The organism is Paraburkholderia sartisoli, assembly GCF_900107685.1.
In the GTDB taxonomy this organism is placed as follows: Bacteria; Pseudomonadota; Gammaproteobacteria; order Burkholderiales; family Burkholderiaceae; genus Paraburkholderia; species Paraburkholderia sartisoli.
On the sequence record NZ_FNRQ01000001.1, the window covers coordinates 1,008,178 to 1,023,782 of the forward strand.

The 15,605-nt window shown below is 60.9% G+C and carries 13 protein-coding genes and 2 tRNA genes; 14 read left to right on the top strand and 1 reads right to left on the bottom strand.

Annotation, left to right across the window (positions count from 1 at the left end; genetic code table 11):
* The first annotated feature begins 39 nt into the window (after positions 1–39).
* The 11 genes from BLV45_RS04620 to BLV45_RS04675 all read left to right on the top strand — a co-directional run bounded on the left by BLV45_RS04620 (position 40) and on the right by BLV45_RS04675 (position 10,928).
* Positions 40–2,283: a RelA/SpoT family protein gene (locus BLV45_RS04620; RefSeq protein ID WP_090529553.1), complete on the top strand. Its 2,244-nt coding sequence runs from the start codon at positions 40–42 to the stop codon at positions 2,281–2,283.
* Between the two features lie 106 nt (positions 2,284–2,389).
* Positions 2,390–2,466: transfer RNA gene (locus tag BLV45_RS04625), tRNA-Val, on the top strand.
* A gap of 262 nt (positions 2,467–2,728) precedes the next feature.
* Positions 2,729–4,636, top strand: a complete 1,908-nt coding sequence (gene thrS / locus BLV45_RS04635; protein ID WP_090529556.1) for a threonine--tRNA ligase — start codon at positions 2,729–2,731, stop codon at positions 4,634–4,636.
* Between the two features lie 49 nt (positions 4,637–4,685).
* Positions 4,686–5,210, top strand: a complete 525-nt coding sequence (gene infC / locus BLV45_RS04640) for a translation initiation factor IF-3 (protein ID WP_090529559.1) — start codon at positions 4,686–4,688, stop codon at positions 5,208–5,210.
* Positions 5,211–5,453: 243 nt separating this feature from the next.
* Positions 5,454–5,651, top strand: a complete 198-nt coding sequence (gene rpmI, locus BLV45_RS04645) for a 50S ribosomal protein L35 (protein ID WP_090529561.1) — start codon at positions 5,454–5,456, stop codon at positions 5,649–5,651.
* A gap of 29 nt (positions 5,652–5,680) precedes the next feature.
* Positions 5,681–6,040, top strand: a complete 360-nt coding sequence (gene rplT / locus BLV45_RS04650; RefSeq protein ID WP_006052502.1) for a 50S ribosomal protein L20 — start codon at positions 5,681–5,683, stop codon at positions 6,038–6,040.
* 166 nt (positions 6,041–6,206) lie between these two features.
* On the top strand, positions 6,207–7,220 hold the full coding sequence (pheS, locus tag BLV45_RS04655) for a phenylalanine--tRNA ligase subunit alpha (protein ID WP_176954064.1): 1,014 nt from the start codon (positions 6,207–6,209) through the stop codon (positions 7,218–7,220).
* A 122-nt stretch (positions 7,221–7,342) separates the two neighbouring features.
* Complete coding sequence (pheT, locus tag BLV45_RS04660) at positions 7,343–9,775, top strand: phenylalanine--tRNA ligase subunit beta (protein ID WP_090529566.1); 2,433 nt, start codon at positions 7,343–7,345, stop codon at positions 9,773–9,775.
* 57 nt (positions 9,776–9,832) lie between these two features.
* Positions 9,833–10,246, top strand: coding sequence for an integration host factor subunit alpha (locus BLV45_RS04665; RefSeq protein ID WP_090529569.1), 414 nt, complete (start codon positions 9,833–9,835; stop codon positions 10,244–10,246).
* Positions 10,247–10,287: 41 nt separating this feature from the next.
* Positions 10,288–10,692 carry a MerR family transcriptional regulator gene (locus BLV45_RS04670; protein WP_090529572.1) on the top strand — a complete coding sequence of 135 codons (405 nt, stop codon included), beginning with the start codon at positions 10,288–10,290 and terminating at the stop codon, positions 10,690–10,692.
* Between the two features lie 159 nt (positions 10,693–10,851).
* Positions 10,852–10,928, top strand: a tRNA-Pro gene (locus BLV45_RS04675).
* A 210-nt stretch (positions 10,929–11,138) separates the two neighbouring features.
* Here BLV45_RS04675 and BLV45_RS04680 read toward each other — a convergent pair.
* Complete coding sequence (locus BLV45_RS04680) at positions 11,139–11,864, bottom strand: GntR family transcriptional regulator (protein WP_090529574.1); 726 nt, start codon at positions 11,862–11,864, stop codon at positions 11,139–11,141.
* A gap of 162 nt (positions 11,865–12,026) precedes the next feature.
* Between BLV45_RS04680 and BLV45_RS04685 the strand changes: the two genes are divergently transcribed.
* The 3 genes from BLV45_RS04685 (at position 12,027) to BLV45_RS04695 (ending at position 15,597) form a co-directional block, all read left to right on the top strand.
* On the top strand, positions 12,027–13,247 hold the full coding sequence (locus BLV45_RS04685; protein ID WP_090529577.1) for a pyridoxal-phosphate-dependent aminotransferase family protein: 1,221 nt from the start codon (positions 12,027–12,029) through the stop codon (positions 13,245–13,247).
* 279 nt (positions 13,248–13,526) lie between these two features.
* Positions 13,527–14,810 carry an MFS transporter gene (locus BLV45_RS04690; RefSeq protein ID WP_090531118.1) on the top strand — a complete coding sequence of 428 codons (1,284 nt, stop codon included), beginning with the start codon at positions 13,527–13,529 and terminating at the stop codon, positions 14,808–14,810.
* A gap of 37 nt (positions 14,811–14,847) precedes the next feature.
* Positions 14,848–15,597 (top strand): 2-keto-4-pentenoate hydratase, encoded by a 750-nt coding sequence (locus tag BLV45_RS04695; RefSeq protein WP_090529580.1) that lies wholly within the window; start codon positions 14,848–14,850, stop codon positions 15,595–15,597.
* The last annotated feature ends 8 nt before the right edge of the window (positions 15,598–15,605 follow it).

The following is a 15,605-nucleotide window of genomic DNA, read 5'->3' on the forward strand; positions in this document are numbered from 1 at the left end:
TTTTCGTCACGCCTGGTTTTTCCGGCGAAGCACCGCATCATGAATACCGATACCGTCACGACCGTTTCGAACCCCTTGCCGTCTTTTGACGAAGCGATGGCGTTCGTGCGCGAGCACGCGGGCGAGGTGCGGCTTTCGTCGGGCGAACTGCTGGCGGATCACGCCGCGGGCACGGCGGCGCTCATGCGCACGCTCAACGTGGATCCGCCGGCGGTGCTGGCGGCGGCGCTGTTCGCGCTAACCCCGCATCTGAAGGATCCGGAGCAGATCATCGCCGGGCGCTTCGGCGACGAGGTCGCGCAACTGGTAAGCGACGTCCGCAAGCTGTTGCGGCTGGGCACGGTGAGCCTGCGTGCCGCGCAGAACGCGCTGCCCGATACGGGGCGCGACGCGCAGGCCGCGCGGCGCGCGCAGGTCGAGGCGCTGCGCAAGATGCTGCTCGCGTTCGCGCAGGACATCCGCGTCGTGCTGATCAGGCTCGCGTCGCGCGTGCAGTCGTTGCGGTATTACGCGGCAGCGAAGATCACGCTTTCGCCGGACGTCGCGCGCGAGACGCTCGACATCTACGCGCCGCTCGCCAACCGGCTCGGCATCTGGCAGCTGAAATGGGAACTCGAGGATCTCGCGTTCCGCTTCGAGGAGCCCGAGACCTACAAGCGCATCGCGAAGCTGCTCGACGAGAAGCGCATCGAGCGCGAGGCTTACGTTGAGGAGGCGATCGCGCGTCTGCAACACGAACTGGCGGCCGCGCATATCCGCGCTGAAGTGAGTGGCCGGCCGAAACACATCTATAGCATCTGGCGCAAGATGCACGGCAAGGAGCTCGATTTCTCGGAGCTGTATGACGTGCGCGCGTTTCGCGTCATCGTGCCGGACATCAAGGATTGCTACACGGTTCTGGGTATCGTGCACAACCTGTGGCAACCGGTTCCCAAAGAGTTCGACGATTACATCTCGCGCCCGAAGCCGAACGGCTACAAGTCGCTTCACACCGTCGTGATCGGCGACGACGGCCGGGCGTTCGAAGTGCAGATCCGTACGCAGGAGATGCACCAGTTCGCCGAGTACGGCGTCGCGGCGCACTGGCGTTACAAGGAAGCGGGCACGCGCGGCTACGGCGGCCAGTTCAGCGCAAGCGAGAAGTACGACGAGAAGATCGCGTGGCTGCGCCAGCTGCTCGCGTGGAAAGACGACGTCTCCGAGGGCGAGCACGGCGGCAGGCCCGCGGCCCAGCCCTGGGAGCAGTTGCGCCAGGCGACGCTCGACGATGACCAGATCTACGTGCTCACGCCGCAGGCGCGCGTGATTCCGTTGCCGCAAGGCGCGACGCCCGTCGACTTCGCGTATCACCTGCACAGCGAGCTGGGCCATCGGTGCCGCGGCGCGCGCGTCGATGGCGCGATGGTGCCGCTCAACACGCCGCTGCAGAACGGGCAGACCGTCGAAATCGTATCGGTGAAGGAGGGTGGACCGTCGCGCGACTGGCTCAATCCGCAGCTCGGCTATCTGCGCAGTTCGCGCGCGCGTCAGAAAGTGCGCGCGTGGTTCAACGCGGTCGACCTGCAGGAGAACATGTCGACCGGCCGGGCGATGATCGAAAAGACGTTGCAGCGCGAAGGCAAGACCTCGGTCAATCTCGATCAGCTTGCTGCGAAGCTCGGCTTCAAGACAACCGACGACCTCTTCTGGGTGGTGGGCAAGGAAGAGTTCAGCCTGCGTCTCGTCGAGCAGGCGCTGCACGATGCGCCGCCACCCGAACCGGTCGTCGAGGCGCCCGAGCAGTTCGAGAAGCGCAGCAGCGGTGCGAGTGTCGCGCATGGCGCATCGACGGGCGTGCTGGTTGTCGGCGTCGACGCGCTGCTCACGCAGCTCGCACGCTGTTGCCGTCCGGCGCCGCCTGATGTCATTAGCGGATTCGTCACGCGCGGCAAGGGCATGTCGATTCATCGCAGCAATTGCCCGACGTTTCTGCGCATGGCGGAACGTGCGCCGGAACGCGTGCTCGAGACAGCATGGTCCGCCGACGTGATGAGCGGCCATGGCCGCTCGGTGTATCCGGTCGACCTCACGATCGAGGCGTCGGACCGGCAAGGCCTGCTGCGCGACATCTCCGAAATTTTCGCGCGCGAGAAGATGAACGTGATTGGCGTGAAGACGCAGACGCGGCGTAACGCGGCGTTCATGCAGTTCACCGTCGAGGTGTCGAGCGCCGCGCAGATTCAGCGCGCGTGTGCGTTGCTCGGCGAGGTGACGGGCGTCGTTCGTGCGTCGCGCAAGGGTTGAGAAATGGGTCGTTTGGACACGTCGATATGCGCTGTCAGGATTTTTAATGTCACCGCATAAAAGTGCTTGCCAAGCTTCGAGGGGCTCCATATAATCTCGTTTCTTCAGGCTCGTAGCTCAGCTGGTTAGAGCACCACCTTGACATGGTGGGGGTCGTTGGTTCGAGTCCAATCGAGCCTACCAACGAAAAGAAACTCTGGTTCGCCGGGGTTTTGTAGCAAGCGGCAACAAGCGCTTCGGCGCATAAGGCGAATACGGTTATGACACCGCGAACGTTGACCGGGATCACTTCGGATCGGCGCTAGTCGAGGACCAGGTTTGCCGTTGCAGTTAGCTGGAAATGTGAATGCGGCCCCTCGAAAGCGGGGCCGCATTTTTTTTCGCTTTTTTTGGTTTTCTCGCCTGATCGCGGCATGTGCCGCGGATCGGCCTCACGGAGAACACAATGGTTTCGATACGTCTGCCTGACGGTTCTGTTCGACAGTACGAGCATCCGGTAACGGTGGCTGAGGTCGCGGCGTCGATCGGCGCGGGTCTCGCGAAAGCCGCGCTCGGCGGCAAGGTCGATGGCGAGCTGGTCGATACGTCTTCGCTGATCGATCACGACGCGTCGCTCGCGATCGTCACCGAAAAGGACGCGGACGGCCTCGACATCATTCGTCACTCCACCGCTCACCTGCTCGCGTACGCGGTTAAAGACCTGTATCCGGAAGCGCAGGTGACGATCGGGCCGGTCATCGACAACGGCTTCTACTACGACTTCGCGTACAACCGTCCCTTCACGCCGGAAGATCTCGAGAAGATCGAAAAGCGCATGCAGGAACTCGCGAAGAAAGACGAGCCCGTTACGCGTCGCGTCGTGTCGCGTGATGAAGCGGTCGATTACTTCAAGAGCATCGGCGAGAAGTACAAGGCTGAGATCATCGAGTCGATTCCCGCGACCGACGAAATCAAGCTCTACTCGCACGGCGGTTTCACCGATCTGTGCCGCGGTCCGCACGTGCCGTCCACCGGCAAGCTGAAAGTCTTCAAGCTGATGAAGGTCGCGGGCGCCTACTGGCGCGGCGATTCGAAGAACGAACAGCTGCAGCGCATCTACGGCACGGCCTGGACGAAGAAGGAAGATCAGGAAGCGTACCTGCACATGCTCGAAGAGGCCGAGAAGCGCGATCACCGCAAGCTCGGCAAGCAGCTCGATCTTTTCCACATGCAGGACGAGTCGCCGGGCATGGTGTTCTGGCACCCGCGTGGCTGGACGCTGTGGCAGCAGGTCGAGCAGTACATGCGTCGCCGCGTGAACGACGCCGGCTACCTCGAAATCAAGACGCCGATGATCATGGACCGTTCGCTGTGGGAAGCGTCCGGTCACTGGCAGAACTATCGTGAAAACATGTTCACGACGGAATCGGAAAAGCGCGATTACGCGATCAAGCCGATGAACTGCCCGGGTCACGTGCAGGTGTTCAATCACGGCCTGCGTTCGTACCGCGACCTGCCGCTGCGTTACGCGGAGTTCGGCTCGTGCCATCGCAACGAATCGTCGGGCGCGCTGCACGGCCTGATGCGTGTGCGCGGCTTCGTGCAGGACGACGCGCACATCTTCTGTACCGAAGACCAGTTCATCAGCGAATCGATCGCGTTCAATACGCTCGCGATGAGCGTGTACCGGGACTTCGGCTTCGACAGCGTCGACATCAAGCTGTCGTTGCGCCCCGACGCGCGCGCCGGCACGGACGAAACCTGGGACCGTGCGGAGCAGGGCCTGCGTGAAGCGCTGACCGCTTGCGGCGTGACCTGGGAAGAGCTGCCGGGCGAGGGCGCGTTCTATGGTCCGAAGGTCGAGTACCACATCAAGGATGCGCTTGGCCGCTCGTGGCAGTGCGGCACGCTTCAGCTCGACATGGTGTTGCCGGAGCGTCTCGGCGCCGAGTACGTGGCTGAAGACAACAGCCGCCGCCGGCCGATCATGCTGCACCGGGCGATCGTCGGATCGATGGAGCGGTTCCTCGGCATCCTGATCGAGCACCATGCTGGTGCAATGCCGTCGTGGCTGGCTCCGATGCAGGTTGTGGTGATGAATATCGCCGAAAGTCAGGCCGAATATGCGCAATCTCTTGCCCAAACGTTGCAAAAACAAGGGGTTAGAGTAGAGGCCGATTTGCGCAACGAGAAGATTAGCTATAAAATACGCGAGCACACGCTGGAAAAGGTCCCGTATCTGCTGGTTGTCGGCGACAAAGAGCGTGATGCACAAACGGTAGCCGTGCGTGCCCGTGGTGGCGTCGATCTGGGTGTGATGCCGGTCGATGCCTTCATTGAGCGTCTGCGACAGGACGTCCAGTCGTTCAAGTAAGCCACCTGGCAGCGCGGCTCGTTTTTTTAATTTTTAGAGGAAACGTAACATCGCTACTGATAAGTCTGCGCATCGCATCAACGGTGAAATTACTGCACCCGAGGTGCGTCTGGTCGGAGTCGAGAACGAACCGCTCGGCATCGTGAAACTCGCTGATGCGTTCCGTCTGTCGGAACAGCAGGACGTGGATCTGGTTGAAATCGCCCCGCAGGCGGTTCCCCCGGTCTGCCGTTTGATGGATTACGGCAAGTTCAAGTACCAGGAAGCGAAAAAGCAACACGAGGCCAAACTCAAGCAGAAGGTCATCCAGGTCAAGGAAGTCAAATTCCGTCCGGGTACCGATGACGGCGACTACAACGTCAAGCTGCGTAACCTCGTACGCTTCCTCGAAGACGGCGACAAGACGAAAATCACGTTGCGTTTCCGCGGTCGCGAAATGGCGCACCAGGAAATCGGCATGCGCATGCTCGAGCGCCTGCGCACTGACCTCGACGAAGTCGGCGCGGTCGAGCAGATGCCGAAGATGGAAGGGCGCCAGATGATCATGGTGCTGGGCCCGAAAAAGAAGAAGTAAGCAGCGCGCTGCGCATCGTTCGGTGCGCAACGTCGATGCTGTCGTGCAGAACAGGCAGTACCCGTCGGTGATCGACGGAAGGCAGGTTTCGGAAGTGTGTCCGCGTAGCGGGCGCTTTCCTGAAAAGCGGCGGCCAGCAACATCGGCCTGCTGCATACCAAGTGGAGTGGGTTTCGAAGGGCGGGTCAGGGCCATCAGGGCCGACCGCACACCCATATCCATCTAATAATGGAGTTGTTCGTCATGCCTAAGATGAAAACCAAGAAGAGTGCTGCAAAGCGCTTCGTGGTGCGTCCGGGTGGTACCGTCAAGCGCGGTCAAGCCTTCAAGCGCCACATTCTTACCAAGAAGTCCACCAAGAACAAGCGTCAACTGCGTGGTTCCACGGCCGTTCATGATTCCAATCTGAACTCCGTGCGCGCGATGCTGCCGTTCGCTTAACCCTTAACTGAAACTCACAGGAGCTAGATATGCCTAGAGTCAAACGTGGGGTTACCGCACGGGCCCGTCACAAGAAGATCATCAAGCTGGCCAAGGGTTACCGCGGCCGTCGCAATAACGTCTATCGCATCGCCAAGCAGGCGGTCATGCGTGCAGGCCAGTACGCCTACCGCGATCGCCGCAACAAGAAGCGTGTGTTCCGTGCATTGTGGATCACGCGTATCAACGCGGCGGTGCGTCAGCACGACATGACGTACAGCGTGTTCATCAACGGCCTGAAGAAGGCTTCGATCGAACTCGACCGCAAGGTGCTGGCCGACATGGCTGTGTTCGACAAGGCCGCTTTTGCTGCGATCGTTCAGCAGGTGAAAGCCGCCGTTGCAGCCTGATTGCGCTAGTTAGCACATCGTACTGCGTGGTTCGTTGCAGCGAAGATCCGGTAGTCTCGGTGACGCTGCAACAGAAACGGGGCTCCTCACCGAGCCCCTTTTTTGTTGGTCGGGCGGTTTTCGCTCGTACTGAACATTGAACACTGACGTTGAAAAGATGGGATCAATGGATCTGGACCAGATTGTCGCCGATGCGCAAAAGGCCTTCGAACAGGCCACCGACACCACCACGCTCGAAAACGAGAAAGCCCGTTTTCTCGGCAAGTCGGGTGCGCTGACCGAGCTGTTGAAGGGCCTTGGCAAGCTCGATCCCGAGACTCGCAAGACCGAAGGCGCACGCATCAACGCCGTCAAGCAGCAGGTGGAAGCCGCGCTGACGGCACGCCGCCAGGCGCTGGCCGACGTGTTGCTGAACCAGCGCCTCGCCGCCGAAGCCATCGACGTCACGCTGCCCGGCCGGGGCATGGGATCAGGCAGTCTGCATCCGGTGATGCGTACGTGGGAACGTGTCGAACAGATTTTTCACTCCATTGGTTTTGACGTGGCCGACGGCCCCGAGATCGAAACCGACTGGTACAACTTCACTGCGCTGAACAGCCCGGAAAATCATCCGGCGCGTTCGATGCAGGACACCTTCTATATCGACGGCAAGGATGTCGACGGCCGCCAGTTGCTGCTGCGCACGCATACGAGCCCGATGCAGGTTCGCTACGCGCGCACCAACACGCCGCCGATCAAGGTCATCGTGCCGGGCCGCACGTATCGTGTGGACAGCGACGCCACGCACTCGCCGATGTTCAATCAGGTCGAAGGCCTGTGGATCGACGAGAACATCAGCTTTGCGGACCTGAAGGGCGTCTACACCGACTTCCTCAAGAAATTCTTCGAGCGCGACGACATTCTCGTGCGCTTCCGTCCGTCTTATTTTCCGTTTACGGAACCGTCGGCCGAAATCGACATGATGTTCGAACACGGCAAGAACGCGGGCAAATGGCTGGAGATTTCCGGCTCCGGCCAGGTTCACCCAACGGTCATCCGCAACATGGGTCTCGACCCGGAGCGGTACATCGGCTTTGCATTCGGTAGCGGCCTCGAGCGGCTGACGATGTTGCGTTACGGCGTGCAGGACCTGCGTCTGTTCTTCGAAAACGACCTGCGTTTCCTGCGGCAGTTCGCCTGACGCGCGCGACGTGACCCGTGACGCTGACGGCTGCGCGCCGTCACCGCAAGCTGCACCTTCGGTGGATTCGGCGCGAACACGCTGCCGGACGTGGACCTAACCTGTTTAGAACGTAAAGAACCATGCTATTCCCTGAATCCTGGCTGAGAAGCTTTGTCGACCCGCAGATGACGACCGGCGAGCTGTCGCACGCATTGACGATGGCGGGTCTCGAAGTCGAAGGGCTTTCGCCTGCGGCGCCGCCGACGTCGAAGATCGTCGTGGGCCGCGTGCTCGAAGTGGTCAAGCACCCGGACGCGGACAAGCTCAACGTCTGCCAGGTCGACGCCGGCACCGGCGCGACGCTCAATATCGTGTGCGGCGCGCCGAACGTGGCGCCCGGCATCAAGGTGCCCGTGGCGCTGGTTGGCGCGCAGTTGCCGCCGGCCGAAGAGGGCGGCGCACCGTTCGCGATCAGGCTGTCGAAACTGCGCGGCGTCGAAAGCCAGGGCATGCTGTGCTCGGCACGCGAACTGAAGCTGTCGGAAGATCATAGCGGTCTCATGATCCTGCCGGAAGATACGCCGATCGGCCAGGACATCCGCGAGACGCTGAATCTCGACGATACGATCTTCGAAATCAAGCTGACGCCGAACAAGGCCGATTGCCTTTCCGTGTTTGGCGTCGCGCGCGAGACGTCGGCGATTACCGGCGCGCGGCTGCATGCGCTCGAGATCAAGCCCGTTGCCGTCACGCTGAACGAAACGCTGCCCGTGAAAATTTCCGCGCCGGATCTGTGCGGCCGTTTCTCGGGCCGCGTGATTCGCGGCGTCAACGCGCGCGCGAAGACGCCGGCCTGGATGGTCGAGCGCCTCGAACGTTCGGGCCAGCGCAGCATTTCCGCGCTCGTCGACATCTCGAACTATGTGATGCTCGAACTGGGCCGTCCTTCGCACGTGTTCGATCTCGACAAGATTCATGGCGGCATCGATGTGCGCTGGGGACGTCGTGGCGAATCGCTCAAGCTGCTGAACGGCAACACGGTCGAACTCGACGAAACCGTCGGCGTGATCGCCGATGAGCAGCACGTCGAAAGCCTCGCGGGCATCATGGGCGGCGACAGCACGTCCGTCACGCTCGACACCACCCACATCTATCTCGAAGCCGCGTTCTGGTGGCCGGACAGCATTCGCGGCCGCTCGCGCAAGTACAACTTCTCGACGGACGCCGCTCATCGTTTCGAGCGCGGCGTCGATTACGCGACGACGGTCGAGCACATTGAGCGCATCTCGCAACTGATCCTCGACATCTGCGGCGGCGAAGCCGGCCCGGTCGACGACCAGATCGTCAACGTGCCGCAACGTGTACCGGTGAAGATGCGCGTCGCGCGCGCGAACCGCATCATCGGCGTGCAGATCGGCACCGAGGAAATCGCACGGATTTTCACGCGCCTTGGCCTGACGTTCGAACGCGAAGGCGATACGTTCGCGGTGATGCCACCGTCGTATCGCTTCGACATCGAAATCGAAGAAGACCTGATCGAAGAAGTCGCGCGCATTTACGGCTTCGAAAAGATTCCGGCCCGGCCGCCGGTCGCGACGAGCGAGATGCGTCGGACGAACGAAACGCAGCGCTCGATCCACGCGATCCGTCACGCGCTCGCCGCGCGCGACTACGCGGAGACGGTGAATTTCAGCTTCGTCGACGCCGAGTGGGAGCAGGATTTCGCCGGCAACGACAAGCCGGTGCGCCTGCTCAATCCGATCGCGAGCCAGCTTTCGGTGATGCGCACGACGCTCTTCGGCAGCCTGATCAACGTGCTGCGTTCGAACCTGAACCGTCGCGCGGATCGCGTTCGCGTGTTCGAAGCCGGCCGCGTGTTTCTGCACGATCCGGCGATCAAGGCGGGCGAACTGGCGATCGAGGGTTTCGCGCAGCCGAAGATGCTGGGTGCGCTGGCTTACGGTCCCGCGCTCGAAGAGCAGTGGGCGGCGCCGTCGCGCGCTGTCGATTTCTTCGACGTGAAGGGCGACCTCGAGGCGCTGTTCGCGCCGGTGGTGCCGAAATTCGTGAAGGCGGAGCATCCGGCGCTGCATCCGGGGCGTAGCGCGCGCGTGGAAATCGACAGTCGGGCAGTGGGCTGGATTGGCGAACTTCATCCACGCTGGATGCAGAAATATGATTTGCCGCATGCACCGATTCTGTTTGAAATCGAAGCGGACGCATTAATTCAGCGCGCGTTGCCGACTCCGTCGGAAGTATCGAAATTTCCGCCAGTCCGGCGTGATATCGCGGTTGTCGTCGATCAGAATATCGAGGCTCAGGCGCTGCTCGACGAGCTGCAAAAGGCCCTTTCGGATGACGCCTGCAAGACCGTTCAGCGGGTTGCGCTTTTCGACGAATTCCGTCCAAAATCAAACACTTCCGGCGGCCTGGCGGCTACCGAGAAAAGCCTTGCGTTCCGTGTGACCTTGCAAGATACTGGCGGGACACTTCAGGATGAAACGGTCGATCTGGCCATTAAAACCCTGGTGGATCGTCTGGCTCGAGTATATGGCGCACGGTTGCGCGGATAACCTTAAAACGGCTGTTTCCGCATTTACGTTTCTGGTTATCGCGCCATTTTATAGATTATGAACGAAATGAACTCGAGTGATTTCGAAGCCCTTCTTACGGCGCAGCGTAGCGCCATGATTCGCGATATTCCGACATCACCCGTCACTGCTCCGGCCGAAACGCCGACGCTCACCAAGGCTGAACTTGCCGAGTTGCTGTTCGACAATGTCGGACTCAACAAGCGAGAGGCGAAGGACATGGTCGAAGCGTTCTTCGAGGTGATTCGCGATGCGCTGGAGAGTGGCGACAGCGTGAAGCTGTCCGGGTTTGGCAACTTTCAGTTGCGCGACAAACCGCAGCGTCCCGGAAGAAATCCGAAAACGGGTGAGGCGATTCCGATCGCCGCGCGCCGCGTCGTGACGTTTCATGCAAGTCAAAAGTTGAAGGCGCTGGTTGAAAGCGGCGCTGAGGCGAGCTTCTCGCGCTCGTAGTTTTCGCGCGTTCCCTGCGCAACCACCACGGCTAACTGACGATGACAGCGACGATCGAAAAAGTCGTCTTGCCTCCGATTCCGGCAAAGCGCTACTTCACGATTGGTGAAGTCAGCGAGCTATGCGGCGTGAAACCACATGTGCTGCGATATTGGGAGCAGGAGTTCACGCAGCTGAGGCCGGTGAAGCGACGCGGTAACCGTCGCTACTATCAGCATCATGAAGTGCTGCTGATTCGCAGGATTCGCGAGTTGCTGTACGAGCAGGGGTTCACGATCAACGGCGCGCGTAATCGTCTCGATTCGCATGGCGGTCATGGTCGCCCTGCCGGGATCGAAGAGCTTGAAGAGCCGGTGGCAGAGCAGCCTGTGGTGACGTCGTCGAACGTCGATGTCGACCAGTTGCGCAAGGAGCTGCTGCATGTGCTCGATGTGCTGAGCCATTGATCGTGGTCGGCGGTTCAATCCGGAACGCAGCGCAGCCAGTAGCGTACCTGCATGGGGTGCAGGTGGTCGGAGGTTCAAATTCGCGCGCGCTGTGAGTGCTGTTTGTTGCGCGCCTGCGGTTCTAATCGGGCAGAGGCTCTGTTATACTTTGATGCTGTTCGGGGCGTAGCGCAGCCTGGTAGCGTACCTGCATGGGGTGCAGGTGGTCGGAGGTTCAAATCCTCTCGCCCCGACCAAGTATATAGCCCGGGAACCTGAGTCAGCATTGGGAAAGCCAATGTTGACTCAGGTTCCCGGGCTTTCTCGTTTACAGCTGCGTCTGTGGAGTGTGTCAATCCGCTGTGCGAATCCACGCAGATGCTCCACGCGAGCGCAGCCCCGGGTGGCTGTCGGGCGCACCGCTGATTCATCCGTCATGGGATGCCTCGGCCCAAGGCAAAAACCGCTTAAGCCTTCAACACCGAACCCGCGACTTCCTCCCTCGATTGCACCTGCAAAACCGCATCCCGCTTATCGAGCAAATGCTGCCGAAGAATCGCGCTCAACTTCTTCCCATCGCGCGCCTCGAGCGCCTTCAACATCTCATCGTGATCATGAATCGCGCGATCCCACTTGGGGATCTGAAAATTCGACCGAAACCGCAACGCCTGCAAGCGCCGGTTCACAGCCACATAAGTCTGCCGCAGCGCTGAATTCCTCGCGGCCTCATTGATCTTGTCGTGAATCGCCTGGTTGCGGCTGTAGTACCCGGCCAGATCATTTTGCGTGCGACACGCAAGCATCGCGTAGTGCAACGCCTTGATCTCCGCAAGCTCGACAGCCGTCATCCGCTCCGCCGCCAGTTCGCCGGAGAAAGCTTCAAGACCGCTCATCAGTTCGAAGGTCTCGCGCAACTCCGCTTCCGACATCTTCGATACCGACGCGCCGCGGTTCGGCGAAATCTCGATCAGCCCTTCGGCGGCCAGCACCTTCAGCGCCTCACGCAACGGCGTGCGCGAAATCCCGAGCGTCTCGCATAACTCGCGCTCATTCAGTTTCTTGCCCGGCTCGAGCACCCCTTCGACGATAAAGCGGCGAATGTGCTCCACCACCGTGTCGTGCAAGCGCTGACGCTCGACTTTCGGCATCAGCGGGGAAGCGGCCACACCCGCGTCGAAATCCGAATTTTGCATACAAAAGCCCTCGACATCGTATTAGGCAGGATTTTATCGGAAGCTAACAGATTAGTTAAGAGCACGGGTAAACACCGGTCCAGATACGCGATTTTCGTCTTGGGAGCGTCACAGTTCCTCTGATATAGTTTTTTGAATGCAAAATTCAATCGGAGGAGCCTAATGCTCAAGCTAGACTTTCACCCCGCTGGCCGTCACTTCCTGCAGATCCCGGGTCCGAGCCCGGTGCCCGATCGCATTCTCCGTGCGATGAGCTACCCAACCATCGACCACCGCGGCCCGGAGTTCGGCGAACTCGGCCTGAAGGTGCTCGAAGGCATCAAGAAAATCTTCAAGACGCAACAACCGGTGGTGATCTATCCGGCCTCTGGCACCGGCGCATGGGAAGCGGCGCTGTCGAACACGCTGAGCCCAGGCGACAACGTGCTGATGTTCGAAACCGGTCACTTCGCGACGCTGTGGAAAAAGATGGCGGAAAGTCTCGGGCTGAAGCCTGAATTCCTTGGCCTGCCTGGCATCGAGGGCTGGCGGCGTGGGGTTCAGCCGCAAATGATCGAGGAGCGCCTGCGCGCCGACACCCAGCACGCGATCAGGGCGGTATGTGTCGTGCACAACGAAACCTCCACGGGCGTCACGTCGGATATCGCCGCTGTGCGCCGCGCGATCGACGCCGCCGGCCACCCGGCGCTGCTGCTGGTCGACACGATCTCGGGCCTCGCCTGCGCTGACTATCGTCACGACGAATGGGGCGTCGACGTCACCGTGTCGGGTTCGCAAAAGGGTTTGATGCTGCCGCCGGGTATCAGCTTCAACGCAATCTCGCCGAAGGCGTTCGCCGCCAGCAAAGAAGCCAGGCTTCCACGCAGCTTCTGGGACTGGACCGACATCGTCGAGATGAACAAGACCGGCTACTGGCCGTACACGCCGAACACGAACCTGCTGTATGGGCTCAACGAGGCGCTGGAGATGATTCTCGGTGAAGGGCTCGACAACGTGTTCGCCCGTCACGAGCGTCTTGCTGAAGCCGCTCGCCGTGCGGTTCGCGCGTGGGGTCTGGAAATCCAGTGCGTGGATCCCGCTGTGTATAGCCCGGTGCTCACCGGCGTGATGATGCCCGAGGGCATCGACGCCGACGCGGTGCGCAAGATCATCTACGAACGCTTCGACATGTCGCTTGGCACCGGCCTCGGCAAGATGAAAGGCCGCATGTTCCGCATCGGCCACCTCGGCGACTGCAACGACCTGACGCTGCTGGCGACGCTGGCCGGTTGCGAAATGGGGCTGCGGCTCGCGGGCGTGCCGCTCGAGGAAAGTGGCCTGCCTGCCGCCATGGCGTGGTTGAGCCAGCCGACGAAAGCCTCGGGGATGAAAGCGGCGGCTTGAGTGTGTGGCGCGTCAGCGCAACGGCAACTGCAACCGCCGGCGCCATGACGTACATCGATACCACGCGCATCGGTACGTCAGCGCATCCGTGCAACAACGCAACAACGCAACAACGCATCTCGCAGCAAGGGAAGGCGGGGAGCACTTCCCTCAAGAGGCCGTGCATAGAACGCGGCGCATGAACAACATGCGATGGACCCACAGCGCGTGCCGCTGACGGGCAACGACGCAGTGCGCCATTCCAGGCGCGCCGTCGACAGACTGCAATGGAGAGAGACGATGAAGCGGTTTCGTGTGAGCAGTGCGACCAGTATCGTTCTAGTGATGCTATGCATCATGTACTTCATCACTTACCTCGACCGCGTCAACGTCAGTACCGCGGCCGCCGGATTCGGCAAGGAATTCGGACTCTCGCATACGGAAGTGGGGCTGGTGTTTTCCGCCTTCGCCTATCCGTATCTGATTTTTCAGATCATCGGTGGCTGGGTCAGTGATCGCTTCGGTGCGAAACGCACGCTGATTTTCTGCGGCGCGATCTGGGGCGTGGCGACGTTGCTGACCGGTTTAGCCGGTGGGCTGGTTTCGTTGCTGGCGGCGCGCGTGCTGCTCGGTTTCGGCGAAGGCGCCACGTTTCCCGCCGCGACATCCGCGATGGCGCGCTGGGTCGCGAAAGAGAAACGCGGCTTCGCGCAGGGCATCACACACGCGGCATCGCGTATCGGCAATGCGGTGGCGCCTGGTTTGATCGTGCTGGTGATGGCGACCTGGGGCTGGCGCGAATCGTTCTATATCTGCGGCGTGTTCAGCTTGCTGTGGGTGGCGGTGTGGGCATTCACGTTCACCGAACATCCGAAAGATCATCCGCGTATCACGACCGAAGAACTCGAAGTCCTGCCCGCGCCGAAGCCGAAAGTAACCGGTGTGCCGTGGGGAAAACTGTTTCGCCGCATGTGGCCGGTCACGATCGTGTACTTCTGCTACGGCTGGACGTTGTGGCTGTTCCTCAGCTGGATTCCGCAGTACTTCCTGCACAGCTATCACCTGCAACTGCAAAAGTCGGCGATCTTCGCATCGGTCGTGTTCTTTGCCGGTGTGATCGGAGACACGCTCGGCGGCATCGTCACCGACTGGATCTTCACGCGCACCCGCAGCCTGAAGCGTGCGCGAAGCTGGATGGTGTCGGTGTGCATGCTGTTCTGTCTGCTTTCGCTCATTCCGCTCATGTTCACGCACAACCTGTATCTGTCGATGGCGTGTCTCGCGTCAGGCTTCTTCTTCGCCGAAATGACGATTGGCCCAATGTGGGCGATCCCGATGGATATCGCGCCGGAATACTCGGGCACCGCGAGCGGCATGATGAATACCGGCTCGGCATTGGCCGCGATCATCTCGCCGGTGGTCGGCGGATTTTTGATCGACTACTTCGGCAGCTGGGAGTTGCCGTTCGTCGGCAGCATGCTGTTGATGGCGATCGGCGTGGTGCTTGCGTTCCGCATGCAGCCGGAAAGCAAATTCGCGCTCGACGCGGCCGACAAAGCACACGTTACGACCGTGAGCGTGTAAGCCAGATGCATCATTCCCTCTCTTCGCCTTTGAAACAATGACAACATCACTGAGTCAGCGTCTCGCCGATGCGCGCCGCAATCATCTGACGCTCGATGCGTTGTCGCCTGAGCAAACGCCCGCCGACAGCACCGCCGCCTGCGCGATCCAGCATGACATCCTGCGCATTCTGGACGCGCCGATCGGTGGCTGGAAGATCGGTGCGAAGTCCGATAGCGGCCCGATCCAGGGCGCACCGTTGCCGGCAAACGATTTGCACGCCGATGGCGCACGATTGCCACGCGAAGCCTTCACGCCACTTGGGCTCGAACTGGAGATCGCATTCCGTTTCGACCGCCGCTTCGAGCCGTCGACAACACCCTATAGCGAAGCCGACGTGCACGCGGCGATCGGCTCGATCGGCACGACCATTGAAATCGTGGCGAGCCGTTATGCAGCGTGGCCCAAGGTCGACAAGCTTGCTCAACTCGCGGATTTGCAGAATCACGGTGCGCTGATCGTCGGCGAGTTTACGGCGTATCGCGACGACTTTCCGTTCGTGGCGCCATCCTTGCGATTCAGTTTCGACGGGCAGGACGTGGTCAAGGCAACGCCTGCCAATCCGGCCGGTGATCCGCGACGCCTGCTGACATGGCTCGTCAATCACGCCACGTCGCGCGGCATCGCAGTCACGCCGGAGATGGTTGTCACTACCGGTTCGTACACCGGCATGTTTTTCCCGCAGAGCGCGGGCATGGCGAGTGGGCGCATCGAAGGTCTCGCACCGCTCAGCCTGACGCTGTACTAGCCCGTTTT